This is a genomic window from Cyanobium sp. FACHB-13342 (assembly GCF_014697415.1).
In the GTDB taxonomy this organism is placed as follows: Bacteria; Cyanobacteriota; Cyanobacteriia; order PCC-6307; family Cyanobiaceae; genus Cyanobium_A.
Genome location: NZ_JACJRT010000008.1, coordinates 372432 through 398639, shown reverse-complemented (window position 1 = coordinate 398639; position 26208 = coordinate 372432). Strand labels below are relative to the sequence as shown.

General features: G+C 68.1%; 25 protein-coding genes and 1 tRNA gene. 14 read left to right on the top strand and 12 right to left on the bottom strand.

Going from position 1 to position 26208, the window contains the following annotated elements; all coding sequences use genetic code 11:
• Window positions 1–49 precede the first annotated feature (49 nt).
• From menD to murF, 6 genes are read left to right on the top strand one after another with little or no spacing between them, the layout of a single operon-like run.
• Window positions 50–1783, top strand: coding sequence for a 2-succinyl-5-enolpyruvyl-6-hydroxy-3-cyclohexene-1-carboxylic-acid synthase (gene menD / locus H6G16_RS07525; protein WP_277874987.1), 1734 nt, complete (start codon window positions 50–52; stop codon window positions 1781–1783).
• On the top strand, window positions 1780–2655 hold the full coding sequence (menB, locus tag H6G16_RS07520) for a 1,4-dihydroxy-2-naphthoyl-CoA synthase (protein WP_190389648.1): 876 nt from the start codon (window positions 1780–1782) through the stop codon (window positions 2653–2655). Before menD ends, menB begins: the two co-directional genes overlap by 4 nt.
• Before the next feature lie 51 nt (window positions 2656–2706).
• Window positions 2707–3261, top strand: a complete 555-nt coding sequence (locus tag H6G16_RS07515; protein WP_190389647.1) for a L,D-transpeptidase — start codon at window positions 2707–2709, stop codon at window positions 3259–3261.
• A gap of 39 nt (window positions 3262–3300) precedes the next feature.
• On the top strand, window positions 3301–4773 hold the full coding sequence (gene glgA / locus H6G16_RS07510) for a glycogen synthase GlgA (RefSeq protein ID WP_190389646.1): 1473 nt from the start codon (window positions 3301–3303) through the stop codon (window positions 4771–4773).
• A gap of 10 nt (window positions 4774–4783) precedes the next feature.
• Entirely contained in the window at window positions 4784–5554 is a 771-nt protein-coding gene (locus tag H6G16_RS07505; RefSeq protein ID WP_190389645.1) for a hypothetical protein, read from the top strand.
• A 28-nt stretch (window positions 5555–5582) separates the two neighbouring features.
• A complete protein-coding gene (gene murF / locus H6G16_RS07500; protein WP_190389644.1) occupies window positions 5583–7010 on the top strand; it encodes a UDP-N-acetylmuramoyl-tripeptide--D-alanyl-D-alanine ligase in 1428 nt (475 codons plus the stop codon).
• 101 nt (window positions 7011–7111) lie between these two features.
• On the opposite strand, the gene H6G16_RS07495 is transcribed toward murF, so the two are convergent.
• From H6G16_RS07495 to H6G16_RS07475, 5 genes are read right to left on the bottom strand one after another with little or no spacing between them, the layout of a single operon-like run.
• Window positions 7112–7357, bottom strand: coding sequence for a chlorophyll a/b-binding protein (locus H6G16_RS07495; RefSeq protein ID WP_190389643.1), 246 nt, complete (start codon window positions 7355–7357; stop codon window positions 7112–7114).
• A gap of 26 nt (window positions 7358–7383) precedes the next feature.
• Window positions 7384–8742 carry a bifunctional UDP-N-acetylglucosamine diphosphorylase/glucosamine-1-phosphate N-acetyltransferase GlmU gene (gene glmU, locus H6G16_RS07490; RefSeq protein ID WP_190389642.1) on the bottom strand — a complete coding sequence of 453 codons (1359 nt, stop codon included), beginning with the start codon at window positions 8740–8742 and terminating at the stop codon, window positions 7384–7386.
• Between the two features lie 28 nt (window positions 8743–8770).
• Window positions 8771–10102, bottom strand: coding sequence for a 3-phosphoshikimate 1-carboxyvinyltransferase (gene aroA / locus H6G16_RS07485; RefSeq protein WP_190389641.1), 1332 nt, complete (start codon window positions 10100–10102; stop codon window positions 8771–8773).
• Between the two features lie 45 nt (window positions 10103–10147).
• Window positions 10148–10591 (bottom strand): Rrf2 family transcriptional regulator, encoded by a 444-nt coding sequence (locus H6G16_RS07480; protein ID WP_190389640.1) that lies wholly within the window; start codon window positions 10589–10591, stop codon window positions 10148–10150.
• On the bottom strand, window positions 10591–12156 hold the full coding sequence (locus tag H6G16_RS07475; RefSeq protein ID WP_190389639.1) for a UbiD family decarboxylase: 1566 nt from the start codon (window positions 12154–12156) through the stop codon (window positions 10591–10593). The genes H6G16_RS07480 and H6G16_RS07475 overlap by 1 nt, the downstream gene beginning before the upstream one ends.
• 53 nt (window positions 12157–12209) lie before the next feature.
• Between H6G16_RS07475 and H6G16_RS07470 the strand changes: the two genes are divergently transcribed.
• The 5 genes from H6G16_RS07470 to sds all read left to right on the top strand — a co-directional run bounded on the left by H6G16_RS07470 (window position 12210) and on the right by sds (window position 16783).
• Window positions 12210–12965: a 2-phosphosulfolactate phosphatase family protein gene (locus tag H6G16_RS07470; protein WP_190389638.1), complete on the top strand. Its 756-nt coding sequence runs from the start codon at window positions 12210–12212 to the stop codon at window positions 12963–12965.
• A gap of 71 nt (window positions 12966–13036) precedes the next feature.
• Window positions 13037–13855, top strand: a complete 819-nt coding sequence (locus H6G16_RS07465) for a carbon-nitrogen hydrolase family protein (protein WP_190389637.1) — start codon at window positions 13037–13039, stop codon at window positions 13853–13855.
• Window positions 13856–13863: 8 nt separating this feature from the next.
• Entirely contained in the window at window positions 13864–14967 is a 1104-nt protein-coding gene (locus H6G16_RS07460) for an N-acetylmuramoyl-L-alanine amidase (protein WP_190389636.1), read from the top strand.
• Window positions 14964–15779, top strand: coding sequence for a glutamate racemase (gene murI, locus H6G16_RS07455; RefSeq protein ID WP_190389635.1), 816 nt, complete (start codon window positions 14964–14966; stop codon window positions 15777–15779). The genes H6G16_RS07460 and murI overlap by 4 nt, the downstream gene beginning before the upstream one ends.
• 32 nt (window positions 15780–15811) lie before the next feature.
• Window positions 15812–16783, top strand: coding sequence for a solanesyl diphosphate synthase (gene sds / locus H6G16_RS07450; protein ID WP_190389634.1), 972 nt, complete (start codon window positions 15812–15814; stop codon window positions 16781–16783).
• A 53-nt stretch (window positions 16784–16836) separates the two neighbouring features.
• Here sds and H6G16_RS07445 read toward each other — a convergent pair whose 3' ends face one another.
• A complete protein-coding gene (locus tag H6G16_RS07445) occupies window positions 16837–17493 on the bottom strand; it encodes an HAD family phosphatase (RefSeq protein WP_190389633.1) in 657 nt (218 codons plus the stop codon).
• A gap of 126 nt (window positions 17494–17619) precedes the next feature.
• Between H6G16_RS07445 and acs the strand changes: the two genes are divergently transcribed.
• Entirely contained in the window at window positions 17620–19611 is a 1992-nt protein-coding gene (acs, locus tag H6G16_RS07440; protein ID WP_190389632.1) for an acetate--CoA ligase, read from the top strand.
• Window position 19612: 1 nt separating this feature from the next.
• On the opposite strand, the gene H6G16_RS07435 is transcribed toward acs, so the two are convergent.
• From H6G16_RS07435 to H6G16_RS07420, 4 genes are all read right to left on the bottom strand, one after another.
• A complete protein-coding gene (locus H6G16_RS07435; RefSeq protein ID WP_190389631.1) occupies window positions 19613–21349 on the bottom strand; it encodes an EAL domain-containing protein in 1737 nt (578 codons plus the stop codon).
• Window positions 21349–22512, bottom strand: a complete 1164-nt coding sequence (locus tag H6G16_RS07430) for an FIST N-terminal domain-containing protein (protein WP_190389630.1) — start codon at window positions 22510–22512, stop codon at window positions 21349–21351. Before H6G16_RS07430 ends, H6G16_RS07435 begins: the two co-directional genes overlap by 1 nt.
• A gap of 95 nt (window positions 22513–22607) precedes the next feature.
• Window positions 22608–23345, bottom strand: coding sequence for a DUF1350 family protein (locus tag H6G16_RS07425; RefSeq protein WP_190389629.1), 738 nt, complete (start codon window positions 23343–23345; stop codon window positions 22608–22610).
• A gap of 2 nt (window positions 23346–23347) precedes the next feature.
• Window positions 23348–23803 carry a peroxiredoxin gene (locus H6G16_RS07420; RefSeq protein WP_190389628.1) on the bottom strand — a complete coding sequence of 152 codons (456 nt, stop codon included), beginning with the start codon at window positions 23801–23803 and terminating at the stop codon, window positions 23348–23350.
• 94 nt (window positions 23804–23897) lie between these two features.
• Here H6G16_RS07420 and H6G16_RS07415 point away from each other — a divergent pair, with 94 nt between their 5' ends.
• Together H6G16_RS07415 and H6G16_RS07410 are read left to right on the top strand one after the other, a co-directional pair.
• Window positions 23898–24752, top strand: coding sequence for a 3'-5' exonuclease (locus H6G16_RS07415; protein ID WP_347238826.1), 855 nt, complete (start codon window positions 23898–23900; stop codon window positions 24750–24752).
• A gap of 109 nt (window positions 24753–24861) precedes the next feature.
• The gene (locus H6G16_RS07410; RefSeq protein ID WP_190389627.1) at window positions 24862–25116 is read left to right on the top strand and encodes a hypothetical protein; all 255 of its coding nucleotides are present in this window, start codon (window positions 24862–24864) and stop codon (window positions 25114–25116) included.
• 7 nt (window positions 25117–25123) lie between these two features.
• Here H6G16_RS07410 and H6G16_RS07405 read toward each other — a convergent pair whose 3' ends face one another.
• Both H6G16_RS07405 and H6G16_RS07400 read right to left on the bottom strand, forming a co-directional pair.
• Entirely contained in the window at window positions 25124–25999 is an 876-nt protein-coding gene (locus H6G16_RS07405; protein WP_190389626.1) for a LysR substrate-binding domain-containing protein, read from the bottom strand.
• A 131-nt stretch (window positions 26000–26130) separates the two neighbouring features.
• Window positions 26131–26204, bottom strand: a tRNA-Pro gene (locus tag H6G16_RS07400).
• Window positions 26205–26208 lie beyond the last annotated feature (4 nt).

Below are 26208 nucleotides of genomic sequence, written 5' to 3'. Positions count from 1 at the left end.
TTCCCCTCCCATCGGTTCTGACCTCTCCACCGCCAATCTCCAGGCGTCCCTGGTGCTGCTGGCCGCCTTGATGCGTGGTGGCCTGACCGATTTGGTGCTGTGTCCCGGCAGTCGCTCGGGTGCCCTGGCCGAGGCGGCCGGCGTGCTGGAGACGCGGGGACTGGTCCTCCGCACCGCGGTGGATGAACGCTCAGCCGCTTTTTTCGCCCTGGGACTGGCCCGGGCCCGGGGCCGCGCCGTCGCGGTGGTCACCACCTCCGGCACGGCCGTGGCCAACCTGCTGCCCGCAGCGGTGGAGGCCGATTACGGCGCCATTCCCCTGCTGCTGATCAGCGCCGATCGGCCCGATCGCCTCAAGGGCTGTGGTGCCAACCAGACCGTGAACCAGGAGTGCTTCCTGGCCGCCAGTGTGCGTTGGCGCGGCCAGGCCGATGGCGCCGGCCTGGGTGAGATGGGTGAGGAGGAGATTGTGCAGTTGGCCTGCAGGGCCCTGGCGGCCACGCAGGCACCGGGGCAGGCGCCGGGGCCCGTCCACCTCAATCTTCCCTTTGACGAACCGCTGCACGCCGATGGTCCGGCTCTGCTGGCGGTGGCGGTGCCCCAGGTGGGGGTGTCCATGGTTCAGGGGAGTTTCCTGTCCCCTGCAGCCATCCCCAGCTTGAATTCCAGCCCGATGCCGGACCTGGACCAGGCTGGTGTGGTGGTGGCCGGCCCCTGGCGGGGACTCCCCCAGCACCGGGAGGCCCACGTGGCCGCCCTGGTTCGGTTGCAACGGCGCACGGGCTGGCCGGTGCTCGCCGATGGTCTCAGCGGGCTGCGGGGTCTGCCCCAGTTGCAAATGGTCGCTGGCTACGACCTGTTGTTGGACCATCCTGATGGGGCCCTGCAGCCTCCCCCGCAGGTGCTGCGCCTGGGACCGCTGCCCGCCAGTCGACGCCTGCAGCGCTGGCTCGCCCACCCCGGGCCCCGTCAGTGGCTCGTGAGTGAGGGGGATCCCCGCTGCCTAGACCCCCTGGGCTCCGCCTGCCCTTCGATCCCATCAGGTCTGGCCGGTTGGCTGGCCAGCTGGCCCGAGCGCTGCTGGGAGGGGCAGCCCAGCCAGGCCGCCCTGGAGCTGGCAGCGGCCTGGTCGCAACGGGAGGGAGCTCTGCAGGGTTGGTTGGACCATTCCCTGCCCGGCGGCGATGGTGGCGAGCCCGGCCTGGCCCGGGCCCTCGGCCGCCTCCTGCCGGCCGATCTGCCGTTGGTGATCGCCAACAGCAGCCCCGTGCGGGACTGGGAGAGCTTCGGCGACCCCGCCGCCCCGGGCCGCCCCGTGTTCGCTTTCCGTGGCGCCTCCGGCATCGACGGCACCCTGTCCATCGCCTGTGGGGTGGCGGCAGCCCTGGGCCAGGCCGTGCTGCTGACCGGCGATCTGGCCCTGCTCCACGACAGCCATGGCTGGCTCTGGCAGGGGCAGCTGGGCGGCCGGCTCACGGTGATCCTGCTCAACAACGGCGGTGGCGGCATCTTTGAGCAACTGCCGATCCGCACAACGCCCGAGCAGGCCCTCGATTTCGATCGTCTGTTTGCCATGCCCCAGCCGGTTGACCATCTGGCGCTGGCGGCCGCCCACGGCGTGCCCGGCCGCCGCGTGGAGGGGGGGGCTGATCTGGCGTCCCAGCTCAGCTGGGCCCTGGAGCAGCCGATGGCCCTGCTGGAAGTGGTGACCGATCGCCGGGCCGATGCGGCCCGGCGGCAGGAGCTGCGCAGAATGGCCAGCTCCTCCTGGTCTCAGTCGTGACGGCCCCTTCCCCCTCCCCGGCACCGTCGTCCCCGGGATCGGTCACCTGGCAGCCCGCCGGCTCCTACGAAGACATCCTGTTCGATCTCTGTGATGCGGGAATTGCCCGGATCACGATCAACCGACCGCACAAGCGCAACGCCTTTCGGCCGCGCACCGTGCAGGAGCTGTGTGATGCCTTTTCCCGCGTGCGCGACAACCCCAAGGTCGGGGTGGTGCTGTTCACCGGGGCAGGCCCTGCGGCCGATGGTGGCTGGGCCTTCTGCTCCGGCGGCGACCAGAGCGTGCGCGGGGAGGGCGGCTACGTCGATGAGACCGGGCTGCCCCGGCTCAATGTGCTGGACCTGCAGCGCCTGATCCGCAGCCTGCCCAAGGTGGTGATTGCCCTGGTGGCGGGCTATGCCATTGGGGGCGGCCAGGTGCTGCATCTGCTCTGCGATCTGAGCCTGGCGGCCGAAAATGCCGTGTTTGGCCAGACCGGCCCCCGGGTGGGCAGCTTCGACGGGGGCTTTGGCGCGGGCTATCTGGCCCGGCTGGTGGGTCAACGCAAAGCCCGGGAAATCTGGTTTCTCTGCCGCCAGTACGGCGCCGAGCAGGCCCTGGCCATGGGCCTGGTGAATGCGGTGGTGCCCCTGGCGGAGCTCGAGGCCGAGGGCGTGCGCTGGGCCCGGGAGGTGTTACAGCACAGCCCCACGGCGATCCGTTGCCTCAAGGCCGCCTTCAATGCCGAAACCGACGGTCTGGCGGGTATCCAGGAGCTGGCTGGCCAGGCCACCCATCTCTTTTACCGAACGGAGGAGGGCCAGGAGGGCCGCAATGCCTTTCTGGAAAAGCGCTCACCCGACTTTTCCGACGCTCCCTGGTTACCTTGAGAAGAGATCTGGGGCCTGCCAGGCCAAGGGACACAGGTGGCGGCAGGGGTGATGGGTGGGGCTGTTCGGTGTGGAGCTGCTGCCCTTTGGGCTGTGCTTCTCCCGGGCTTCACCGGTCAGCCTGCAGCGGCGGATTCCCCAGCTAGCGAGCCCGTCGTCTTTCCCACCCCCGAACGCCATCTGGTGTTGGATCGACGTTTGCGGAGGCTCTCCGTGATCGAGGACGGGCGCGAGCTCCGCCGGTTCCCGGTCGGGGTGGGCCGGCCCGGCTGGGAGACGCCGGTTGGGCGGTTTGAGGTGATCGAGCTGGCGGTGGATCCCACCTGGGAGCATCCGGCCACCGGTCGCCGCATTCCCCCCGGGCCCGGCAACCCCCTGGGCAGTCGCTGGATCGGTTTCCATCGCGATTGCCGGGGCCGGGCGGGCTTCAACGGCAAGGAGCACCTCGTGGTGAAGGGTTGCGTCAGTTCGGGCTTCCACGGCACACCCCAGCGCGACAGCGTGGGCCGAGCCGTCTCCCACGGCTGCGTGCGCCTGCTCGATGAACATGTGCGCGAGCTGTTCGACCTGGTGGTACTCGGCACACCCGTGACCGTGCTGCCCTAAGGGCGCCCGTAGAGTTGCGCCCACCTCGGTGGACTAGGCATGCGGATCCTGTTTGCGGCGGCCGAATGCGCCCCGATGATCAAGGTCGGCGGCATGGGCGATGTCGTGGGATCCCTGCCGCCAGCCCTTGCCTCCCTGGGCCATGACGTGCGCATCATCCTGCCGGGCTACGGCAAGCTCTGGTCGAAGTTGCAGGTGTCGGCCGAGCCGGTGTGGCGGGGCCACACCATGGGCAACGACTTTGCCGTGTTCGAGGCGCGCCATCCCACCAATGGCCTCACCCTCTATCTGGTGGGCCATCCGGTGTTCGATCCCGAGCGCATCTACGGCGGAGAGGATGAAGATTGGCGCTTCACCTTCTTTGCCAGTGCCACGGCTGAATTCTGCTGGCACCACTGGAAGCCCCAGGTGCTCCATTGCCACGACTGGCACACCGGCATGCTGCCCGTGTGGATGCATCAGGACCCGGAGATCAGCACCGTCTTCACGATCCACAACCTCAAATACCAGGGCCCCTGGCGCTGGAAGCTCGACCGCATGACCTGGTGCCCCTGGTACATGCAAGGAGATCACACCATGGCGGCGGCGCTGCTCTATGCCGACCGGGTCAATGCGGTGTCGCCCACCTATGCGATGGAGATCCGCACGCCCCAGTACGGCGAGCATCTCGATGGCCTGCTGAATTTCATCAGCGGCAAGTTGCGCGGCATCCTCAATGGCATTGACACAGAAGACTGGGATCCGGCTACGGACTCCACGCTGCCGGCCCCATTCTCCGCCGCCGACCTGGCACCCCGAGCCGTCAACAAGCAGGCCCTTCAGGAGCGTTTCGGTCTCGCGGTGAATCCCCGCTCCTACCTGATGGGCATGGTGAGTCGCCTGGTGGATCAGAAGGGCGTCGATCTGCTGTTGCAAGTGGCCGATCGGGTGCTGGCCTACACCGACAGCCAGATCGTGGTGCTGGGCACCGGTGATCGCACCTATGAAAGTGGCCTGTGGCAGATGGCGTCTCGCCATCCGGGGCGTTTCGCCGTGTTTCTCACCTACGACGATGCCCTCTCCCGCCTGATCTACGGGGGCAGCGACGCCTTCCTCATGCCCAGTCGCTTTGAGCCCTGTGGCATCAGCCAGATGCTGGCGATGCGCTACGGCTCCATCCCCGTGGTGCGCATGGTGGGCGGCTTGGTGGACACCGTTCCCCCCAACGACCCGTTGGCCGGGGTGGGCACTGGCTACGGCTTCGATCGCTATGAGCCGATCGACTTCTACACCGCCATCGTGCGGTCCTGGGAGGCCTACCGCAACCAGGCCAGCTGGCAGGAGCTGCAGCGCCGGGCCATGGCGGTGGACTTCAGCTGGGCCCGCTCCGCCCTCGAATACGACGCCATGTACCGCGATGTGTGCGGCGTCAAGGAACCCACGCCGGAGGCGGCGGAGGTGGAGCGCTTTTCCCAGGGGCAGGACGCCGATCCCAGCCGCCGCGGACTGGCCTCCCTGCTGAAACGCCGATGACCCCCCTGCGGTGACCTCTCCCAGCCCGCCGCCCGCCACCGGTGGCCCCGCAGGGGATCCCTCCGGGGATTTGGTGCCCTATCCGGCCCCCTACGAGGATCCCTGGGGGCGTCTGGCTCGGGACCTGCGGGCCGTGGTCGCCAGCACTGGCCTCAAAGTGAGGGAGCTCTGGCGGCGCAACGGCGAGGGGGATCTGTCCGTACCCGGCTTTTGGCCCGCCGCCTGGGCTGCCCTGTTCTGGCCGCTGCTGTTGCTCCTGGGCCTGGCCAGCCTGGTGGCTCTGGGCCTGGGCGTGGTACGGGGCCTGGATTCCCTGCCGCCTCCATCGGTCTCCCCGTCCCTTACGGCCCCAGCGCCATCCCCACAGGTTGACGATCGGCCTGGTCCCGCCCCTGTTTTGGCCCGCGAAGCTGGTCTGGAACGCGAGGCTGGTCCGGAGCCTGAGACGGCTGGGGCGGGGGCCTCGGTGCCGGCGCCGCCACCCACCCTCGAGCTTGACCCCCTGCTGGGCCTGTTGATCCAGGATGACTCCGGCCACCTGATCGCCTCCGCCCGCCCCGTCCCGGCGGAGGGTCGGCTGGACCTCGAGCTCTCGTTGCTGTTCCAGGCCTTGCCGGAACCGCAACGCCAGCAGCAGGCAGATGCCTGGCTGCAGCGCAGCCGTGATCTCGGCTACGAGCACCTCCGACTGCTGGATGGGGAGGGCGTTGTGGTGGGTCAGGCTGCCCGCGTCGGCGGGGGCATGGTGTTGCTGGATCCCCCTGGGCCAGCTGGGCCATGATCCTGGCCAACTCCGCTCTCCGCCGCCGATGACCTTGCGCCTGGCCCAGTTGCAGGAGCTCTGGGGGCTGCCCGCCAACGGACCCCTGTCCCCAGCCCAGGCCGAGGCATCCCTGGCTCCCCAGGAGATCTGCACCGACAGTCGCCGGCTCAGCGCCGGCCAGCTGTACCTCCCCCTGGTGGGGGAGCGCTTCGATGGCCATGCCTTCCTGGCCACCGCCCTGGAGGCCGGTGCCGCTGGCCTGCTGGCCCAGGCGGATCGCCTGCCCCCCGGGGCAGCGGCGGCGCTGGTGGCCACCGCGAAACGCTCCCAGGTGCCGCTGTGGTGGGTGCCGGACACCCTTCAGGCCTACCAGGAGCTGGCCGGTCTCTGGCGGCAGCAGCTGGGGGCTCCGGTGGTCGCCGTCACCGGCTCGGCGGGCAAAACCACCACCCGAGAACTGATCCGCGCGGCCCTGGCTCCCCTTGGGCCCGTGTGGGCCTCCAGCGGCAACGAGAACAACGACATCGGTGTTCCCCTCACCCTGCTGGGTGCAACCCCTGGCCAGGCGGCGGTGGTGGTGGAGATGGGCATGCGGGGCCTGGGGGAAATCGAGCGGCTCAGCCGCTGCGCCCGACCGGATGTGGCTGTGATCACCAACATCGGCACGGCCCACATCGGTCGCCTGGGCAGCCGCGAGGCGATCGCCACGGCCAAGTGCGAGATCACCACGGGCTTGCCCGCCGATGGGGTGGTGGTGATTCCGGCTGGTGACCCCCTGCTGGATCGGGCCCTGGCCCGGGTTTGGTCGGGCCGGGTGGTGCGGGTGGCCTTGGCTGGGGAAGGCTTTGAGTCCCAGGCCGACCGGGTGGGGCGGCTGGATCCCCGCGGAGACTCCCTGGAACTGGCGGGTGTGACCCTGCCCGTTCCCCTGGAGGGGGCCCATCACGCCCGCAACCTGTTGCTGGCCCTGGCCGTGGCCGAGGAGCTGGGGCTGGATCCGGCCCGCTGGCAGCCCCTGGAGGTGGCCCTGCCCGGGGGGCGGAGCCGCCGCTTAGAGATCGGCGGGGTGCGGGTGCTGGATGAGACCTACAACGCATCTCCCGAGGCCGTGCTGGCGTCCCTGGATCTGTTGGCTCGCCAGCCCGGGCGCCATTTCGCCGTGTTGGGCACCATGCTTGAGCTGGGCGATCAGAGCCTCGCCTTGCATCGCCAGGTGGCAGAGCGGGCCCGCCAGCTCAACCTCGATGGGCTCGTGATTGTGGATGGCGGTGCGGAAGGTGGAGCCATGCTGGCGGCCGCCAACGGGTTGGCCCGGCTGGAGTGCGTTGCCTCACCGGAGGCGGCCGCCGATCCCCTGGCCCAGTGGCTCGAGCCCGGGGACGTGCTGCTGCTCAAAGGCAGCCGCGGGGTGGCCTTGGAGCGCCTGATTCCCTTGCTGGAGCGGCAGCGCGTCGATCCCGTGGATCGGCCATGATGCAGGCGGAGCAGCATTTCACGATGTTGTGCCTTCGGGCAGAGGCCCTGGGTGGTGGTTCACCCGGGGCCTTTCCGTTGGAACCGCTCTGCCGGGTGGCTTCAGCCCAGGTACCACTGCAGGAGGGCACCGAGCTGCCCCACCATCCCCTTGCCGGTGAGCAGTTCACCGGCGATGGCGGCCGTGAAGCCCAGCATGGCCACCCGGCCGTTCAGCCGTTCCACCCCAGCCAGGGCCTGGGTGTTCCAGGGTCTGGGACTGGTCATGCTCGCGCCGAAGCGCTCCACAGGCTCGTAGGCAAAGCCGTCGTCTTTCCTCTGTGAGACGTTCAGCGTGTCGCGATCCATGCCCGCAGCCTTGGTATGGGCGCAGCCTATGGGGTGGGCGCCGGACCTGACCAGTTCTCTTTGACCAGCTGGCGGGCTCGGCCCAGGGCCAGGGCGCCGGCGGGCACATCCCGGGTGAGGGTGGAACCGGCCCCAACGGTCACGTTGTCGCCCAGGCGGATTGGTGCCACCAGCACCGAATTGGCGCCGGTCTTGCTGCCGGCGCCCACCACCGTGCGGTGCTTGCGCACTCCGTCGTAGTTGGCGGTGATCGTGCCGGCCCCCACATTCACGCCGGCGCCCAGGTCAGCGTCGCCGATATAGCTCAGGTGGTTCACCTTCACACCCGCGGCCAGGGTGCTGTTCTTCACCTCCACAAAGTTGCCGATGTGGCAGTGCTCGCCCACCTCGCTGCCTGGACGCAACTGGGCAAACGGACCAATGGCGCAGCCGCCGGCCACATGGGTCTGCCGCAGAACGGAGTACAGCACGGTCACACCCTCACCCAGCCGACTGTCCTCAATCAGGCAGCCGGGACCGATGCGACAGCCATCGCCGATGGTGGTGCTGCCCCGGAAATGGCACTGGGGCTCCACCACCACATCCCGGCCAAAGCGGCTGCCCTCGCTCAAGGTGCAACTGGTGGGGTCGGTGAAGGTCACCCCCTCGGCCATCCAGTGGCGCCTCAGGCGGTCCTGCAGCACCGCTTCGCACTGGCTGAGCTGCAGGCGGTCGTTGATGCCGGTGATTTCGTCGGCATCGGCCACCTCCCGATGCATGGCGGGCTCAAGCAGGGCCACGGTGTCGGTGAGGTAGAGCTCGCCCTGGTCGTTGTCGGTGGTGAGTTGGGGCAGCACGGCGGCCAGCTGCTGCCAGTTGAAGCAGTAGATGCCAGCGTTGGTGAGGGTGTTGCGGCGTTGCTCGTCGTTGCAGTCGCGGTGCTCCACGATGGCGCTGACCGCCCCGGCGGCATCGGCAAACACCCGCCCGTATCCCGTGGGATCGGCCAGCCGGGCGGTGAGCAGGGTCACGGCGGCGCCGCTGGCGCGGTGCTGGTCCACCAGGGAGGCGAGGGTCTCCGGCCGCAGCAGGGGGACGTCGCCGTTGAGCACGAGCAGGTCGCCCTGGAAGTCGGCCAGGGGCTCCAGCAATTGCTGGACCGCATGACCGGTGCCGTTCTGGGGTTGTTGCAACACGTACTCCAGGCCGCTGTGGCCCTGCAGCTCCCGTTCCACGCGCTCCGCCTGGTGCCCCACGATCAGGATGCGCCGCTCAGGCTGGAGGGCGTCGCAGCTGTTGAGCACCCGCTCCACCAGGGTGGCTCCGGCCAGGGGTTGCAGCACCTTGGGCAGGGCGCTCTTCATGCGCGTGCCCTTCCCTGCAGCCAACACGGCGACGGCGAGCATGGACGGCGACAAGCGGCTGGGGCGGAATCTACGTGGGCTGCCTGAGGCGGGCCAGGTCGTCCCAGAAGCCGGGGTAGGACACCGCCGCCGCCTCCGGGCGATGCAACAGGCTGTCGCCCGTGGCGATGCCGGCAGCCACCGCCAGGCTCATGGCCACCCGGTGGTCGGTTTCACTGTCCACCACGGCTCCGTGCAGGGGGCTGGAGCCGGTGATGGCTAGACCATCCTCGAATTCCTCGATCCGGGCGCCCATCGCCCCCAGCTGACGGGCCATCACGGCCAGCCGGTCGGTTTCCTTCACCCGCAGCTCTTCGGCATCGCGGATGCGGCTGGTGCCTTCCGCACAGCAGGCCGCCACGGCCAGCACGGGAATCTCATCCACCAACCGGGGAATGAGGTCACCTCCGATCTCGAAGGCCTGCAGGGGGCCATGGCTCACCTGCAGATCACCCACCGGCTCGCCGGCCACGTCCCGGCTGTTCAGCACCGTGATCCGGGCCCCCATCTGCTCCAGCACCTCCAAGATGCCGGTGCGGCTCGGGTTGAGGCCCACGTTCTGAACCGTCAGTTGGGCGCCTGGGGTGATGGCCGCCGCCACCAACCAGAAGGCGGCGGAACTGATGTCGCCGGGCACGACGACGTCCTGGCCGCGCAGGCTGGCGCCGGGGGTCAGGGTCACCTGGGTGAGGCCCGGTCCTCCCACCTCCAGCTGGGCGCCGAAGGCCCGCAGCATCCGTTCGCTGTGGTCGCGGCTCTGGGCCGGCTCGATCACCGTGGTGGGTCCTGCGGCGGTGAGGGCCGCCAGCAGGATGGCGCTCTTCACCTGGGCCGAGGCCACCGGCGTGTGGATGGTGGTGCCCCGCAGGGGCTGGCCCAGCACGGCCAGCGGGGCGAAGTTGCCACCTTTGCGGCCATGGATCACCGCTCCCATTTCGGCCAGGGGTCCCCCCACCCGCCGCATCGGGCGGCCCCGCAGGGAGCCGTCGCCCGTGAGCACAAAGTGGCGGTCCACCCGTCCGGCGAGCAGGCCCAACATCAACCGCATGGTGGTGCCGGAGTTGCCGCAGTCGAGCACGTCAGCAGGCTCCTGGAAGCCATCGAGCCCCACCCCCTCCACCGTGACCGGTTCACCGGCCCGGATCTCCGACACCCCGACGCCCATCGCCCGCAGGCAGGCGGCGGTGCTGAGCGGGTCTTCAGCGGGCAAAAGCCCCTCAATCCGCGTCACCCCTTCGGAGATGGCGCCGAACAGCAGGGCGCGGTGGGAAATGGATTTGTCGCCGGGCACCTGCACGGTTCCCCGCAGCGTTCCCCCCGCCGCAAGCGGCAAGGGTTTGGTGGAGGGGTTGGGCTGGCTCAAGACGAAGGGGGAATGGGTGGCCCCGATCCTATGGAGGCCGTTGGATCACCCCAGCATCAGCCCGCCGTCCTCCTCCAGGCTGGCCTCAGCACTGCGCAGATCGAAGAGCAGATCCTCCAGGGTGAGTTCGGCCAGCATCTGGGTGATGCTTCTGGCCAGCCGCTGTTCCAGGGCTGCGGTGACCTGGTCAATGGGCCGGTTGTCGGCCTCGTTCAGGCCAGCGGGTTCAGCGGCTGGCGCCACCGCGGCCGCAGCCAGCACCTCCGTCAGGACGATCTGGCGCGCGGCCCGAGCCAGCCGGTAGCCGCCGTGGCGCCCCCGCCGGGCCTCCACCAGCTGGGCACGGCGCAGACGCAGCAGCAACTGTTCCACCATGGCGGCGGGAAGTTGCTGGGCCTCGGCCAGCTCCTGGGCGGACCGCCACTGGGCCGGGTCCTGGGCCAGTTCGAGCAGGGCCTTGAGGGCCTGGATTCCACTTTTACGCAGCATCAGGCCCGCGCCGCCAGCCGCTCCAGCACATACTCGAGGGTGTAGCCAAACAAGGCCGGATCGGGGGCCTGGCCCCCGAGGTCGGCCAGGCCCAGTTCGGCCCAGCGGCCATCGATGCGTGCCTCCAGCTCGGCGGGGCGACGCAGCGGTTCCCCCCATTCGTGGCGCTTCTCCGGTCCCACTTTGGTGGTGGCATCGATCGCCAACCGGCCCCCCAGCCCAAGGCGTTCGCTGGCGAAGTCGAGGCTGTCGAAGGGGGTGTCCTCCAGGACGAAGAGATCGCGCTGCGGATCCACTTGGGCACTGATGGCCCAGATCACCTGGCGGGGATCGCGGATGTTGATGGTCTGATCAACCACCACCACGAATTTGGTGTAAGTGAATTGGGGCAGGGCGCTCCAGAAGGCCATGGCGGCGCGCTTGGCCTGGCCGGGGTAGGCCTTGTCGATGGCGATCACGGCCAGCTTGTAGCTGAGCCCCTCCATCGGCAGGAAAAAGTCGACGATTTCGGGGATCTGCTGGCGCAGGATCGGCGTGTAGATGCGGTTTAGGGCGATGGCGAGCATCGCGTCCTCCTTCGGCGGCCGCCCGCTGAAGGTGGTGAAGTAAATTGGGTTCCGGCGCTGGGTGACGCACTGGATGTGCACCAGCGGGGAGTCTTCGACGCCGCCGTAAAAGCCCATGTGATCGCCGAAGGGGCCATCGGCGAGCTCCTCTCCCGGGGTGATGGTGCCCTCCAGCACCACCTCGCTGTGGCTGGGCACCTCGAGGTTCACGGTCTTGCACTTGGCCAGGCGCACCCCTTCGCCGGCATAGAGACCGGCAAACAACCACTCGCTGAGCTGCACGGGGATCGGGGTGGCAGCGGCCATCACCAGCAGGGGATGCACCCCGATGGCAATGGCGATCTCCAGCTTTTTGCCCATGGCCGCCGCCTTGCGCAGGTGCCGGGCACCGCCGCGCACGCTCAACCAGTGCACGGTCATGGTGTTCACCGATTGCTGCTGCAGCCGGTAGACACCCACGTTCGGGGTGCCGGTTTCCGGGTCTTTGGTGATCACCAGCCCCAGGGTGATGATCCGGCCCCCATCCCCGGGCCAGGGACGCAGGAGGGGTAGGGCATCCAGGTTCACCTGATCCCCCTTGAACACCTGCTGGTGGCAGGGGGGCATGAGGTCGAGATCGGGGCGGGCCTTGAGCACATCCAGCAGCACCGAGCCAAAGCGCACGGCCTCGCGGGCCCCCTTGGGCGGGCGGGGCTGCTGCAGCAGGGCCAGCCGCTCGCCCAGGGCTTCGAGCTCCTCGGCCCGCTCCATGCCCATGCTCCACAGCACCCGCTCCTGGGTGCCCAGCAGATTCACCGCCAAGGGCATGGTGCTGCCGATCACGTTTTCGAACAGCAGGGCCGGTCCCCCCAGGCTCAGCACGCGATCGGCGATGGCCGCCAGCTCGAGGTCCGGGTCGACCGGGGCTGTGATCCGTCGCAGCCGCCCCCGCTGTTCCAGCACCTCCAGAAATCCCCGCAGATCCCGGCGCGAAGCGTTGCTGATTCCCTTGCCGCCCATCTGTCCAGCCCTGCGGTGCCTACTGTGACGCACCCCAACAGCCAGCCGCGGCCGTGCAACTTTCCTACTTCCACACCTCTGAGGCGGTTCCCCCGGTGGTGTCCGTGGCCGAGGGCGGCCCCGATGCCGCCGTGGTGATCGATGTGCTGCGTGCCACCACCACCATCGCCTGGTCGCTGCACAACGGTGCCGAGGCGGTTGAGGCCTTCGCGACCCTCGATGAACTCGAGGCAGCGGCAGCGGCCTGGCCCGCCGAGCGGCGGCTGCGGGCCGGTGAGCGGGGCGGCCAGCGGGTGGAGGGCTACGACCTGGGCAATTCCCCCTTGGCCGTTACCCCAGAGGTGGTGGGGGCCAAGCGCATCTTCATGAGCACCACCAACGGCACCCGCTCCCTCGCGGCGGTGCGATCGGTCCCCCTGCTGCTCACCGCCTGCCTGCCCAACCGCAGCGCCGTGGCCAGGCGCCTGCTGGATCAGGACTGCAAGCGGGTGTGGATTGTCGGCAGTGGCTGGGAAGGCGATTACTCCCTGGAAGACAGCCTGGCGGCTGGGGCGGTCGCATCCGCTGCCATGGAGATGGCGGTCGCCCCCCACATCGGTGTCCGTTTTGGCAACGACGAGATGCTGGCCGCCCTGGCCCTCTGGCAACAGTGGCACCTTGACACCGAAACCTGTCTGCGGGCCGCCAGCCATGGTCAGCGCCTGATCGGGCTGGGCAACCACGACGCTGATTTCGCCTGCTGCGCCGCCGTCGACAGCCTGCAGATCGTGCCTTTCCAGGCCGAGCCCGGCGTGCTCAAGGCCAGCTGAGGGCTTTGTGGCTGCCCTCTGGCGTTCCTTGGCAGCTCCCCTACAGTTCGCCGGTTCGCTTTGGGCAGTCGGTGGGGAGTTTTCTGGCGGCAGCTGTGCAACTCACCAGCACGCCGGATCCGGATCGGAACTTCGCCGCTGCTGAGGAGCAGATTGAGCTCGCCGCCCGCCGCGGTGCCGAGTTGGTGGGTCTGCCGGAGAACTTCGCCTTCATGGGTGATGACGAGCGGCGGCTGGAGCTGGCCCCGTCCCTGGCGGAGCGCTGCAGCCGCTTCCTGGTCACCATGGCGCGGCGTTACCAGGTCACCCTGCTGGGTGGGGGGTTCCCGGTTCCCGCTGGTCCTGGCCAGACCTTCAACCGCGCCGAGCTGGTGAGTACGGAGGGTCAGCTTCTGGCCCAGTACGACAAAATCCACCTGTTCGATGTCGACCTGCCGGACGGCAACACCTACCGGGAATCGGCCACCGTCAAGCCCGGCGACCAGTTGCCCCCGGTGGTCGAGGTGCCTGGCCTGGGGCGGATCGGCCTCTCCATTTGCTACGACGTGCGCTTCCCGGAGCTCTACCGCCATCTCGCTGAAGCTGGCGTGGATGTGCTGATGGTGCCTGCGGCCTTCACCGCCTTCACGGGCAAGGATCACTGGCAGGTCCTGCTTCAGGCCCGGGCCATTGAAAACACGGCCTATGTGGTGGCTCCTGCCCAGACGGGCCTGCACTACGGGCGTCGCCAAAGCCATGGCCATGCCCTGGTGATCGACCCGTGGGGCACGGTTCTGGCCGATGCCGGTGTGGGGGTGGGTTTGGCAGTGGCTCCGGTGGATCCTGGCCATGCCAAGCGGGTCCGAGCCCAGATGCCCAGCCTGCAGCACCGCCGGCCGGCCCTGTTCTGACCCTCCCGATGCGCTGGGCTGTCGGAATCAGGCTGGGTCGCCTGCCGTGGACCTCCGTGCTGGCGGCCCTCACCGTGGTGTTCGCCGCACTGCCAACGTGGGCTTCGTCCCTGGCGGCCTGGCGGATCACCCGGGCCGGCCAGCTCGAGCTGCGCACCAGCCTGGATATCCGTCCGCAGGCCTTTTTTGAAGCTGGGACGGCCCTGCGAGGCCCGCGGGTCTGGGTGGATCTGCCGGGAGCCCCGTCCCGGACCCGCAGCGTGCCTGGCAGCGGTGCCCTGCGCGAGGTGCGCATCGGCCGGCCCGATGGCTTCACCACCCGGCTGGTGCTCGAGTTTGCCCCGGGCACCCAGCTGGATCCCGCCGGCCTGAAGCTGGTGGGCACCGCCCGCGACCGTTGGCGCATGGAGCTGCCCGGGTTGGCCATCCAGGCCGGTGCGGGTATCGGGGAGGGGGATCTCGATGCGGTCAGCCGGGACCTGCCCGACCGTCAGACCAGCTTCCCCACCGCCACCGCACCCCTGTCGGCCGATGGCTTGCCGGTGGTGCCCCGGGGACGGTTCAAGGTGGTGATCGATCCCGGCCATGGCGGTCCCGATCCCGGGGCCGTCGGCATCGGCGGACTGCGGGAAACGGATGTGGTGCTGGATGTCTGCCTGCAGATGGCCCAGCTGCTGCAGGCCCGCGGCGTGCAGGTGCTGATGACCCGCACCTCCGAGGTGGATGTGGACCTGCCGCCCCGGGTGTCCCTGGCCAACAGCAGCGGGGCCGATCTGTTTGTCAGCGTTCACGCCAATGCCCTGAGCATGGCCCGCCCGGATGTGAACGGCATTGAGACCTTCTATTTCGAGGGCGGCAGCAGCCGTTCCCGCCGGCTTGCTGCCGCGCTGCATCAGCAGAAGCTGGCCATTTCCCCGGGCAGTCCCGACCGGGGGGTGCGCACGGGGCGCTTTTTCGTCATCCGCCGCACGGTGATGCCCTCAGCCTTGGTGGAGATGGGATTCCTCACCGGGGAGCTCGACTCCCGTCGCCTGGCCGATCCGAATTTCCGCCGCCGCATGGCCCTGGCCCTGTCGGCTGGGATTCTCAATTTTCTGCAGGAGGGCCCATGAGCGCCTTGGTGGGCCTGTTTGACAGCGGTCTAGGCGGCCTCACGGTGTTGCGCCGGCTTCAGGAGCGCTATCCCCACTCCTCCTGCCTGTATCTGGGTGACACCGCGCGGGTGCCCTATGGCCAGCGCAGCGTGGCCGACATTCGCGCCATCGCCGCCGAGGTGGTGGCTTGGCTGCGTCATCAGCAGGTGGGCGTGCTGGTGATGGCCTGCAACACCTCCAACGCCCTGGCCCTGGATGTGGCGGTGGCGGAAGCCGGGGTGCCGGTGGTGGGGCTGATTGACAGTGTGGCGGCCGACCTCGGCAGTGATCGCGTCGGGGTGCTCGCGACCAGCGCTACGGCGGCCAGTGGTGCCTACCGACGGGCCATCCATGCCTGCCATCCCCACGCCCAGGTGCTGGAAATCGGCTGTCCGGCCTTTGTGCCCCTGATTGAGGCCGGCGACCTGCAGAGCGTGCAGCTGGAGGAGGCTGCCCGGGGCTATCTGGCCCCCTTGGTGGCGGCCGGGGTCGACACGGTGGTGTTGGGCTGCACCCACTACCCGATGTTGCGCCCCCTGCTCACGGAGCTGCTCCCCCCCCATGTGCGGCTGGTGGATCCGGCTGAATCGGCGGTGAAACGGCTGGGTCCCCTGCTCGCCAGCATGGGGGGGATGCCGGAGGGGGAGCTCTCTGAGGTGGCGGTGGTGCCCCCGGCTGATCGGACCCGCGTCTGCGTGAGTGGCTGTGCGGAGGCCTTCGCTGATGGGGCCAGCCGTTGGCTGGGATACCGCCCCGCGGTGGAGCGGGTGGACCTGCGGTCGGTGGGTTGAGCCTTCTAGGATCACCCAACGGCGGAGGTGATGTGGCAACGGTTGCAGAGCTGCTCCAGCCCGTGGAGGCTGACCTGGATGCCCTGCTGGCCGACCTGCGCAGCTTGATCGGAGCCGGGCACCCGATCCTCCAAGCCGCCGCTGAACATTTGTTTGCCGCAGGCGGCAAGCGCCTCCGCCCCGGCATCGTGTTGCTGCTGTCCCGGGCGGTGGATGCCGACGGCGAACTGGGTCCGCGCCACCGGCGCCTGGCCGAGATCACCGAGATGATCCATACGGCGTCGCTGGTCCATGACGACGTGGTGGACGAGGCCGCCACTCGCCGCGGTGTCGACACGGTGCACAGCCGCTTCAACCACCGGGTGGCCGTCCTGGCTGGTGACTTCCTCTTTGCCCAGGCCAGTTGGCACCTGGCCAACCTCGATGATCTCGAGGTGGTGAAGCTGCTCAGCCGCGTGATCATGGACCTGGCCGATGGCGAGGTGAAGCAGGGCCTGTTCCGCTACGACACCGGCCAGAGTTTCGAGACCTACCTCGAGAAGAGCTACTGCAAAACCGCCTCCCTGATCGCCAACAGCGCCCGGGCCGCCGGCGTGCTCACCGGTCTGGCGCCCCAGCAGCTCGATGACCTCTACCGCTTTGGGCGCCAGTTGGGACTGGCCTTCCAGGTGGTGGATGACATCCTCGATTTCACCGGCAGCGATCAGCAGCTGGGTAAACCGGCCGCCAGCGACCTGGCTTCGGGCTATCTCACGGCCCCGGCCCTTTACGCCCTCCAGGAGCGCCCGGCCTTGGCCGGTCTGATCGAACGGGAGTTCAGCCAGGAGGGAGACCTGGAGCAGGCGTTGGAGCTGGTGCGGGGCTGTGAGGCCATTCCCCGCTCCCGTGCCCTGGCCGAAGGCTTTGCCAAGGAGGCTTCCGCCGCCCTCGACTGGCTGGCTCCATCCGAGCCCAGCCGGGCCCTGCGGGGCCTACCCGATTTCGTGCTCAGCCGGCTGTATTGAGGGGCTGAACGTCGGCCTCATGTGCGGCCGCTTTTTTGCGTCTGCCGCCTCGCTCACAGCGTTACCTCCTCCAGGGATCTCAGCACGGTCACGCCCTCGGGAACGCTCCAGTCAGTACCCGTCCCCTCCTCCGGCACCAGGGCAAAGACCCGGCAGCCGGCCGTCACCGCGGCCTGGATCCCCGCCTGGGAATCCTCAAAGGCCCAGCAGTCCGGGGGCGCGGTTCTGAGCCGCTCGGCGGCCAGCAGAAAGGGGTCGGGTGAGGGCTTGCCACCACGCAGCTCCGGATCGTCTCCGTACACCCGCACAGTGATCAAGCCAAGCCAGGGGTGGGGAGCGGCCTTGCGTTCCACCGCTTCCCTGGCGCTGCTGGTGGCCAGGGCCATCGGGATGCCGCGTTCAAGGCAGCTCTGAACCAGGGCCTCTGCCCCTGGCATGGGAGCGGCTCCTGCCAGCAGCAGATCGGCGAGGGGCTGGCGCACCGCCAGGAGGGCGTCCCGTTCTGGAGACGCGCCCGTGGCGGTTTCGATCCAGAGGCACACCTGCTCGGCGCAATCGCCCCGGCGCCGGCCCCGCAGGCCCAGCAGCTGGCTGGCGCTGAGATCACAGCCGAAGTGGCGCGCCGCCTCCTGCCAGGCTCGGGCCTGGAGGGGCTCGGTGTCGAGCAGGACCCCGTCGAGATCAAACAGGCAGGCGGCAGGGGAGCCCATGGGCCCATCCTGCAGCAAGGCCAGGGGTCGGAGCCATCCCACGTCTTGTGACATAGCACCGTTCACGGGCGGCGCCGTTGGCCAGGGATCGGTTGAATGGGGCAAGGAGTCCCTCGTCCCAGATCCATGTCTGATGTCCCCTCGGGCGTGACGATCGAATCGGGGCTACAGGAAGGTCGGTTGTTTGCTCCTCCGGCTGAGCTCTCTGCTGGCGCCCGCATCGGCTCCCTGGAGGCTTACCGGGAGCTCTGCGCCAAGGCCGAGGCCGATCCGGATGGCTTCTGGGGGGATCTGGCCCGCCGTGAGCTCCACTGGTTCGAGCCCTTTCACACCGTGCTCGATTGGAGCAACCCACCCTTTGCCCGCTGGTTTGAGGGCGGCACCACCAACCTCAGCTTCAACTGCCTCGATCGCCACCTGGATGGGCCGCGTGCGGAGAAGACGGCCCTCATTTGGGAAGGGGAACCCGGCGATACGCGCCGCTTCACCTATCGCCAGCTGCACGCGGAGGTGTGCAGGGCCGCCAATGCCCTCAAGGTCCTCGGCATTGGCAAGGGCGACCTCGTGGCCCTCTACATGCCGATGGTTCCCGAAGCCGCCATCGCCATGCTGGCCTGTGCCCGCATCGGCGCCCCCCACTCGGTGGTCTTCGGCGGCTTCTCGGCCGATGCCCTGCGCGATCGGCTGATCGATGGCCAGGCCAAGGCGGTGATCACCGCCGATGGCGGCTTCCGCAAGGACAAGCCGGTGCCCTTGAAACCCGCCGTGGATGAGGCGCTGGGCAGCAGTGGCGGGGCCCCCTCCGTGGAGCATGTGCTGGTGGTACGGCGGCTGGCTGGAGCCGGCGGCGACTGCGCCATGACGGCCGGCCGCGACCACTGGTGGCATGAGCTGGTGGAGAACCAGAGCGCTGCATGCGCGGCCGAACCGATGGCCAGCGAGGACCGCCTGTTCGTGCTCTACACCTCGGGCTCCACCGGCAAGCCCAAGGGGGTGGTGCATACCACCGCCGGCTACAACCTCTGGGCCCACCTCACTTTCCAGTGGATCTTCGATCTCCGTGAAGACGACGTTCACTGGTGCACCGCCGACGTGGGCTGGATCACGGGCCACAGCTACATCGTGTACGGCCCGCTCTCCAACGGCGCCACCACGGTGATGTACGAGGGGGCCCCTCGCCCCAGCAAGCCCGGCGCCTTCTGGGAGGTGATCCAGAAGCACCGCTGCACCATCTTCTACACGGCCCCCACGGCGATCCGGGCCTTCATGAAGAGCGGCCGCGCGGTGCCGGATCAGTACGACATGGGCTCCCTGCGCATCCTCGGCACCGTGGGCGAGCCGATCAATCCGGAGGCCTGGATGTGGTACCGGGATGTGATCGGCGGCGATCGCTGCCCGGTGATCGACACCTGGTGGCAGACGGAAACGGGTGGGGTGATGATCAGCCCCCTGCCGGGAGCCACGCCCACCAAGCCCGGATCCTGCACCCTGCCCCTGCCGGGGATCGCAGCCGACGTGGTCGACCTGGAGGGCATCTCCCAACCCGCAGACTCGGGTGGATACCTGGCGGTGCGCCGCCCTTGGCCCGGGATGATGCGCACCGTGCACGGCGATCCGGAGCGGTTCCGCAAGAGCTACTGGGAGGAGATTCGCCCGGCTGACGGCAGCCATCTCTACTTTGCAGGCGATGGAGCCCGCCGCGATGCCGACGGCTACTTCTGGGTGATGGGCCGGGTGGATGACGTGATCAACGTCAGCGGCCATCGCCTGGGCACGATGGAAATCGAGAGTGCGCTGGTGAGTCACCCCACCGTGGCCGAAGCCGCGGTGGTGGGCCGGCCCGACGACCTCAAAGGGGAGGGGATCGTGGCCTTTGTGACCCTGGAGGCCGGGCGCCTTGGCGATGACGCCCTGATCGCCGAGCTGCGCAGCCATGTGGCCAAGGAGATCGGCCCGATCGCCAAACCCGATGAGATCCGCTTCACCGATGCCCTGCCCAAGACCCGCAGTGGCAAGATCATGCGGCGGATTTTGCGGGCCCTGGCCGATGGCCAGGAGGTGAGTGGCGACACCTCCACCCTCGAGGACCGCTCCGTGCTGGATGCCCTGAGGGTTTAGGTCAGGGTGCGGTGAGAACGGCGGCGGTGGGTCGCCGGGGAGCGATGAAGCTGCGCTCCGTATCGCCGATGGAAATGGGTTCTCCAAACAGATAGCCCTGGCCGTAATCGCTTCCCAGTTCGCGGATCCGCTCCAGCTGCATCTGGTTCTCCACCCCTTCGGCCACCACCTCGAGCTCAAGGGCTCGGGCGAGGGAGAGGATCGTGGTGGCGATCACTTCATCTTCTGGGTTCATGCCCAGTCCATTCACGAAGGAGCGGTCGATTTTCAGCACGCCGACTGGGAAGCGTTTGAGATAGAGGAGGGATGAATATCCGGTGCCAAAATCATCGATCGCCAGGCGAACATTCAAATCACGCAGTGCATTGATCGTGCTTACTGTGGAATCAATATCTTCCACCAAGGTGGTTTCGGTGATCTCCAGGTAGACATTGCTGGGTTGGATGCCCGTGGTTTCTAGAATCACTTTGATCCGCTCTTTGACCCGCGGATCGGCAAGGCTGCGCGCCGACAGGTTGGAGGAGAGACGCAGATGCTCCAGGCCGGCAATGTGCTGCCATTGGGCGATGGCGGAGCAGGCGGCCTCAAAAACGGTCATGTCGATGTCTTGAATCAGACCGCTGTCTTCGGCCTGTTCCAGAAAGGCCCCTGGAAGCAGCAGCCCCAGCTGGGGATGCTGCCAGCGCACCAGCGCCTCAAAGCCGGAGAGGGTGTTGTCGGACAGGCGAAAGAGGGGCTGGAGATGGGTGGTGATTTCGCCATTGCCCACCGCATGGCCGAGGGCTTCCTCCAGGGAAAGGCGTTGCTGCGCCTGCAGGCGCATTGAGGAGTGGAAGCTCGCGTACCGCCCCCGACCCAGCGCCTTGGCGCGGTACATCGCCATGTCGGCGTTTTCCAGGAGGGAGGAGGGATTGTCGCCGGGGTGGGCAAAGCTGATCCCAATCGACACGGTGTGGCTGAGTTCGGACCCCGCCACCTTCAGGGGCTGGCGAATCCTGGCAATGATCCTTCTGGCCAGTTCGCTGGCCGCGTTGCGGTCGCTGGTGCGGGTGATCACGATGAACTCATCGCCCGACAGCCGTCCCACCAGATCACCATGCCGAACTGCCTCCTTGAGGATGCGGCTGACATGGATCAGCAGTTGGTCTCCGGCGGCATGGCCATGGGCATCGTTGATCCACTTGAAGCGATCGATGTCGATGAACAGGACAGCGGTCACTAGGGAGTCGTCGCCGACCGGATGGTCAATGGCTGATCTGAGGCGATCCAGCACCATCCGGCGGTTGGGCAGGCCCGTCAGGGCGTCATGGGTGGCCTGCTGGTAGGCATCCTTTCGGGCCTGGCGTTCCGACGACACGGCCCGCAGCATCTGGATGCTGAGCTCGATGCTGCGGGCCATGGCCCGCAGCAGGGCCCGTTCCTCCAGGTCGAAGCGTTCGCCCAGGCGGCCGACAAAGAGCATGTCGCGGTTCCCCATGGGAGCCCAGCAGGCGTGCAGCGCTCCAGAGCGGATGGGGATGTCGGTGGGTTGCTGCTCGGCCTGCTGAACCAGTTGTTTCTGGTCGGCTTCGCTCAGCCCGATGCACCAGTCAATCTGTCCGGCACAGAAAATGGCGGCCACTTCGGCATCCACCGATTCCGCCACCCGGTTCAGCACATTGCGGAGGTTGTCAGGATCCTCCGTCGAAAACGCCGAGAGGATCTCCGAAAGCATGTGCAGCGACCAGGAGGGCTCCATCAGCCGATCGCCAGGGTCACCAAGGTCTGGTTGTGGAAGCCGCCTGCCCCTTTGGTTCTGCAGATCTCGCCATAGGTGTAAAACCCCGCCATTGGCACCTGGCCGCAATGGCTGCTGATCAGATCCGTTTCCTCGTGCACCCGATCTTCGGTGAACACCGCACGCCTCGAGACACAATCAAACAGGAACAGGCCTACCGGCTCCTCGCCGTTGAGGCCGGCCAAAGCGGATTGACAGGACTGGGCCGCCGCGTCCAGCACGGAGCTGAAATCCCCTTCGGTCAGAAAGGCCAGAGCTCCCTGGGGCACTTCCGCCACCGTGATCAGCTCGCGGGTCTGAGGATTGAAACCCGTGATGTGGCGCATTTCGATTTTGTCGCGACGGCGGATTCCGATCGGATGGGTGGCAGCGAATGTGGCAAAAGCAGCCTGATCCGTTCGGACGGCCTCAGGGGGATTGAAGAAGTTCAGATACACGTCGAGAGCGGGCTTGTCCTCCAGCGAGGACAGCAGGTTGCCCTTGCTGCCGGTCACCAGCATCGGTTCACTGACCGGAGTCCATCCGTGGCTGACCCCGATCCCCAGCGGGCGGTTAGAGCTGATGGCAGCGGCAACCACCGACTGGCTCATCACCCGGCGCCCGTGGATCTGGCGCGTGCGGCGCATCGCCAGGTAGTCGCCGGCACAGCCTCCCACCAAGGGAACATCAATGGCGGCCACGTCGTAGGCGCCCCGCACCACTTCCATCTGATCCCCGCAAAGACCATCGGACAACATCATCAGCACGGTGTTGGCCCGCTGATCGAGTTGATCCAGGCAATGGGCGGCTTCGGTGGCCGCCCGGCGTAGACCGAGATCATCCCCCTGGCCCGATCCGGTGGTGACGTTGATGGCGTCCCCGCCCAGGGCCCAGAGCACCAGCGCCTGGGCCACGGCCCCATCCGGTGCAATTTCCCCCGAGGTGGTGCAGCCAATCACCTGGGTGGTGGGCAGGGCCTGATGCAGGCCTTCCGCAATGGTGGGTAGGTCGAAGTGGGGCGCCACCAAGGCGACCACCAACTTCGGGGCCGCCGGGGTCTGCAGGCCAGCGAGGGCCTCGTCCAGGGCTTCAGTCGTGCTGGTTTGGGTGGAGGCCCCAACCTTGACCCAGCTTTCAGTGCCCATGGGAGACTCCTGGACAGCCGGATCGCGGAGTGGAAGCGGGCATTCCGGGTTCACTATGAACCAGCGACGCTCTGGTTCGCGGCCCCACGGGCTGCCTACCGGTTGGACTCCCGTGCCGAGGGCGGTAGGCCGCTACAGATGGTGTCGGCAATCCGCTCCAGGGCCCGCTGGCGGCTGGGATCGTCCGCCCAGTTGCCCAGGAGGTTCTGGCGCAGACCAGCGCTGGCTGGGGCCAGGTGGTCCCCGGGCAGCTCGGTGAGCCGGCTGGCATCCCCGGCTCGGCCCTGCAGCACCGCCAGGAGTCGCTTGCTCTGGTCGATCTGATCGCGCTGGAACCGCACCAGCAGGTTGTGCGGCTGCCGGTAGCTGCGGGCCACCTGGAGCAGGGTGTCCTCCGGCGAGGGACTGAACTCACTGCGAAAATTGAACTGCTGCCCCAGTTCCGCCAGCAGGGGCACGGAGCGCTCGGCGGAGAAGTTGTTGAAGCTCAGGGCCACCAGGGCGTCGCAGGCACGGCCGCCGTCTGGGGCCAGCAAGTGAAGCTTGCAGCCCAGGCTGTGACCCAGGCGCACCAGGGGGGCGTCGGGATCGCTGTCGCGCAGTTGGCGAAACCGGCGCCAGGCGGTGTTGGCCTGGTCCTGGTGGTCGAAGCCCGGCACATAACTCCAGGCCCGGATCCGCCAGCCGCGGGAGGCGAGGGCTTCCAGCAGGCGCCGGTAACTGAGCTGGGGGGTGGCCGCCAGGTAACTGCCACCGATGAACTCGACGGTGCCGCGAGGGACGCCCCTGGGCTCGAGCTGCCAGATGTCGCCCCGCTGGCGCCACTGCGCCATGGTCAGAGGCCCATCCGTTGCAGGGCAGCACGGGCTTCGTTGCGGTGGGCGGCACCGTCCAGCAGGTTGTTGAACACGTGTCGGATCACCCCGTCGCCATCGATCACGTAGGTGACCCGTCCCGGCAACAGTCCCAGCACCCCGGGCACACCGAAGGCCTTGCGCAACTGGTTGCCCCGATCCACCAACAGGGGATAGGGGAGGTTGTGGCGGCTGGCAAAGCGCTGGTGGCTGGCGGCATCGTCGCCGCTCACCCCCCACACGTCGGCCCCGAGGGCCTGCAGGTCGGCATAGCTGTCCCGGAAGGCGCAGGCTTCAGCTGTGCAGCCGGGGGTGTCGTCCTTGGGATAGAAGAACAGCACCAGGGCCTTGCCGGCCAGTTGGTCGCTGCGGCGTTCGACGCCGTTCTGATCAGCCAGGGCGATCAGCGGTGCTCGGTCTCCGGCGGCTAGGCCCATGCCTGGATCAGGAGTAGGCCAATCACCCTAGGCATGTGCCTCTGGCCTGCGGCGGATCGGGCTGGGACGATGGGTCCACCTAGCCCAGGCATCCGTGACCGGCCCGATCGAGGAACAGCCCAGTCTCTGGCAACAGAGCGACCTGCTGAGCCTGGCCCCTGCGTCGGCTGATGACCGCAGCGCTGCCGGCAAACCCGATCGCGAGCCCCAGCTGCCCCCCCTGTCCCCGCGCGGCGAGATGGGGCGTCTCGCTCCCACCACCCTGCTCATCCTCGATACGGAGACCACAGGCCTGGATCCGGCTTCGGCCCAGTGCATTGAGCTGGGGGCGGTGCTGTTCCATGTCCCCACCCGTGCGGTGCTCAGCCAGGTGTCGTTTTTGATGCCCGCCCTCGCCAATCCGGCCCAGCACGTCAACGGCATCCCGGCCGCCGTCAGCCGCCTGCCCCAGCCCTGGCAGGCCGGTCTCGCCCACTTTCAGGCCCTGCTCGAGGCCTGTGATGCGGTGCTGGCCCACAACGCCGCCTTCGACGCCCAGTGGTTTGGCAGCGACCCCTTGCCGCCCATCTCCAAACCCTGGATCTGTTCGATGGACGACATTCACTGGCCTGCGGAGCGCCAGCTGCGGGCGTCCCCTTCGGTGCGGGACCTGGCCCTGGCCTACGGCGTGCCGGTGTGGGCCGCCCACCGGGCCCTCACCGACTGCACCTACCTGGTGCAGGTGCTGGAGCGCTGCAGCGATCTTGAGGATCTGCTGTTGGCCGCCCTCGAGCCCAGGCAGCTGTTCCGCGCGACCCTCTCCTACGCCGAGCGGCATCGGGCCAAGGAGGCCGGCTTCCGCTGGAATGACCCCGTGCGCGGGGCCTGGAGCCGTCGCCTCAGTGAGCGGGAGGCCGAGGCCCTGCCCTTCCCGGTGCAACGGGTTGGACAGGACGGCGTTGCGGCCTGATCCCCCAGGCCGCACCACTGAATTTCTTCCAATCTCCGAAGCCCGCCGTGGCGTTCCTCCCTTTTGCCGGTGGCTCGCACAGGCTGGTGGGGTGGTTGCCATGGACGCCATGGCCAGTCGGGTTCGATTCCGAGTGCTACGGGTGGTCGGGGGGCCGCAGCAGCGGCTGCTCCGTTGGCAGTCCGTGCGCACCTGGGCCCGGCTGATCCGGGAGGCCGAAGGCCTGTGGCGGGTCGACGTGCGCGACCTCAGGCGCCTGGCGGCCCATGAGTTGGGCCAGCTACTTCAGGAGGTGCCGCCGCGGTTGAGGCGCCGGGTCAACCGCTGGTTGGAACGGCTCAAGGTGTCCACCCGGCTCGGCTAGTTGGCTTTTAGGCCACGAGCGTGACCGCATCGCTGCGAGACGCCAGGAGCCGCGACTGGGCTTGCAGCTGATCGAGCAAGAGGGCTACGGCTGGCTGCTCCAGCAAGTCGGTGCGCACCACCAGGCTCACCTGGCTGTCCACGTTCAGGCTGTCATCAAGGGGTTGCTGTCTCGGGCTGTTCAGCAGGGAGATCGCGGTGCCGTAATGCAGAGCCAGGGGGGTGGCGCCCGTGAGCTCAGGTCCGTAGTGGTTTGGCGGTGCCACGTGCATGGCCGGCTTGAGCCCCAAAGGCTTGATCTGGTGTTCCGTCCGTGGATAGAGGCCAGGACGCGGGGCCAGTCGCGGAAATGGTGCCAGGTCTGTCCCGCTGAGCTCGCCTTGACCGTGCAGGGGATGGTCGTCAGCGGCCACGAGCCTCAAAGGGGTGCGCAGCAGCCCAATCCGGGTGAAGGTCTGGGGATCGAGCCCTGGGAGATCCTGGTCCATGCCGGTGATCCAGGCATCCAGGACCCGCTGGCGCAGCAGCTCCAGCGGGCGTTGGCTGCCAATGGTCTTGAGCCGGCCATGGATCCAGGTCTGGGATTTCGACGTCAGGATCTGAAGCAAAGGACCCGCCAGGTAGCTGGCATCGATGCGCAGTTGACGGCCCTTGAGGAAGCGGTGAAGCTGGTGCACCTGCCGCTCGAGGGCCAGCAGCTGGCTCTCCTCTCGCAGCGCCCACTCCCCCTGACGGCGGTTCAGCTTGAGGCCAAAGGGGCCCAGGGCCTGATGCACCCGCCGCGAGATGGTGCTCTGGTTGCAGCGGCAGTGGCGGGCAACCTCCGTGCCTGTCCCCAGCCAAATCAGGAGGTCGAGGGCGTCGAGGGCGTCAACCGGAACCATCCCTGCCCAGATCGATTTCCCTCTCTAGGAGCCCCATTCAGACGTGCCAAGTCCTGGGCTGGCGTTGTCACAAAAAAACCGCCCTGGGGAGGGCGGTTGGAAGCTGCTGAAGGATCAGCTGGATTTTGAAATCGGAGCGACAGGATTTGAACCTGCGACCCCCACTACCCCAAAGTGGTGCGCTACCAAGCTGCGCTACGCCCCGGCAG

Excerpts from the sequence above, each read along its gene's own strand:
- murF (WP_190389644.1), top strand. The coding sequence starts at position 5,583 with ATGACCTTGCGCCTGGCCCAGTTGCAGGAGCTCTGGGGGCTGCCCGCC.
- H6G16_RS07435 (WP_190389631.1), bottom strand. The coding sequence starts at position 21,349 with ATGGAGCCCTCCTGGTCGCTGCACATGCTTTCGGAGATCCTCTCGGCG.
- H6G16_RS07515 (WP_190389647.1), top strand. The coding sequence starts at position 2,707 with ATGGGTGGGGCTGTTCGGTGTGGAGCTGCTGCCCTTTGGGCTGTGCTT.
- H6G16_RS07475 (WP_190389639.1), bottom strand. The coding sequence starts at position 12,156 with ATGGGCGGCAAGGGAATCAGCAACGCTTCGCGCCGGGATCTGCGGGGA.
- H6G16_RS07495 (WP_190389643.1), bottom strand. The coding sequence starts at position 7,357 with ATGGATCGCGACACGCTGAACGTCTCACAGAGGAAAGACGACGGCTTT.
- H6G16_RS07445 (WP_190389633.1), bottom strand. The coding sequence starts at position 17,493 with ATGGGCTCCCCTGCCGCCTGCCTGTTTGATCTCGACGGGGTCCTGCTC.
- H6G16_RS07405 (WP_190389626.1), bottom strand. The coding sequence starts at position 25,999 with ATGGTTCCGGTTGACGCCCTCGACGCCCTCGACCTCCTGATTTGGCTG.
- H6G16_RS07430 (WP_190389630.1), bottom strand. The coding sequence starts at position 22,512 with ATGGGCACTGAAAGCTGGGTCAAGGTTGGGGCCTCCACCCAAACCAGC.
- H6G16_RS07425 (WP_190389629.1), bottom strand. The coding sequence starts at position 23,345 with ATGGCGCAGTGGCGCCAGCGGGGCGACATCTGGCAGCTCGAGCCCAGG.
- glmU (WP_190389642.1), bottom strand. The coding sequence starts at position 8,742 with ATGCTCGCCGTCGCCGTGTTGGCTGCAGGGAAGGGCACGCGCATGAAG.
- H6G16_RS07460 (WP_190389636.1), top strand. The coding sequence starts at position 13,864 with ATGCGCTGGGCTGTCGGAATCAGGCTGGGTCGCCTGCCGTGGACCTCC.
- murI (WP_190389635.1), top strand. The coding sequence starts at position 14,964 with ATGAGCGCCTTGGTGGGCCTGTTTGACAGCGGTCTAGGCGGCCTCACG.
- glgA (WP_190389646.1), top strand. The coding sequence starts at position 3,301 with ATGCGGATCCTGTTTGCGGCGGCCGAATGCGCCCCGATGATCAAGGTC.
- H6G16_RS07420 (WP_190389628.1), bottom strand. The coding sequence starts at position 23,803 with ATGGGCCTAGCCGCCGGAGACCGAGCACCGCTGATCGCCCTGGCTGAT.
- H6G16_RS07480 (WP_190389640.1), bottom strand. The coding sequence starts at position 10,591 with ATGCTGCGTAAAAGTGGAATCCAGGCCCTCAAGGCCCTGCTCGAACTG.
- acs (WP_190389632.1), top strand. The coding sequence starts at position 17,620 with ATGTCTGATGTCCCCTCGGGCGTGACGATCGAATCGGGGCTACAGGAA.
- H6G16_RS07410 (WP_190389627.1), top strand. The coding sequence starts at position 24,862 with ATGGCCAGTCGGGTTCGATTCCGAGTGCTACGGGTGGTCGGGGGGCCG.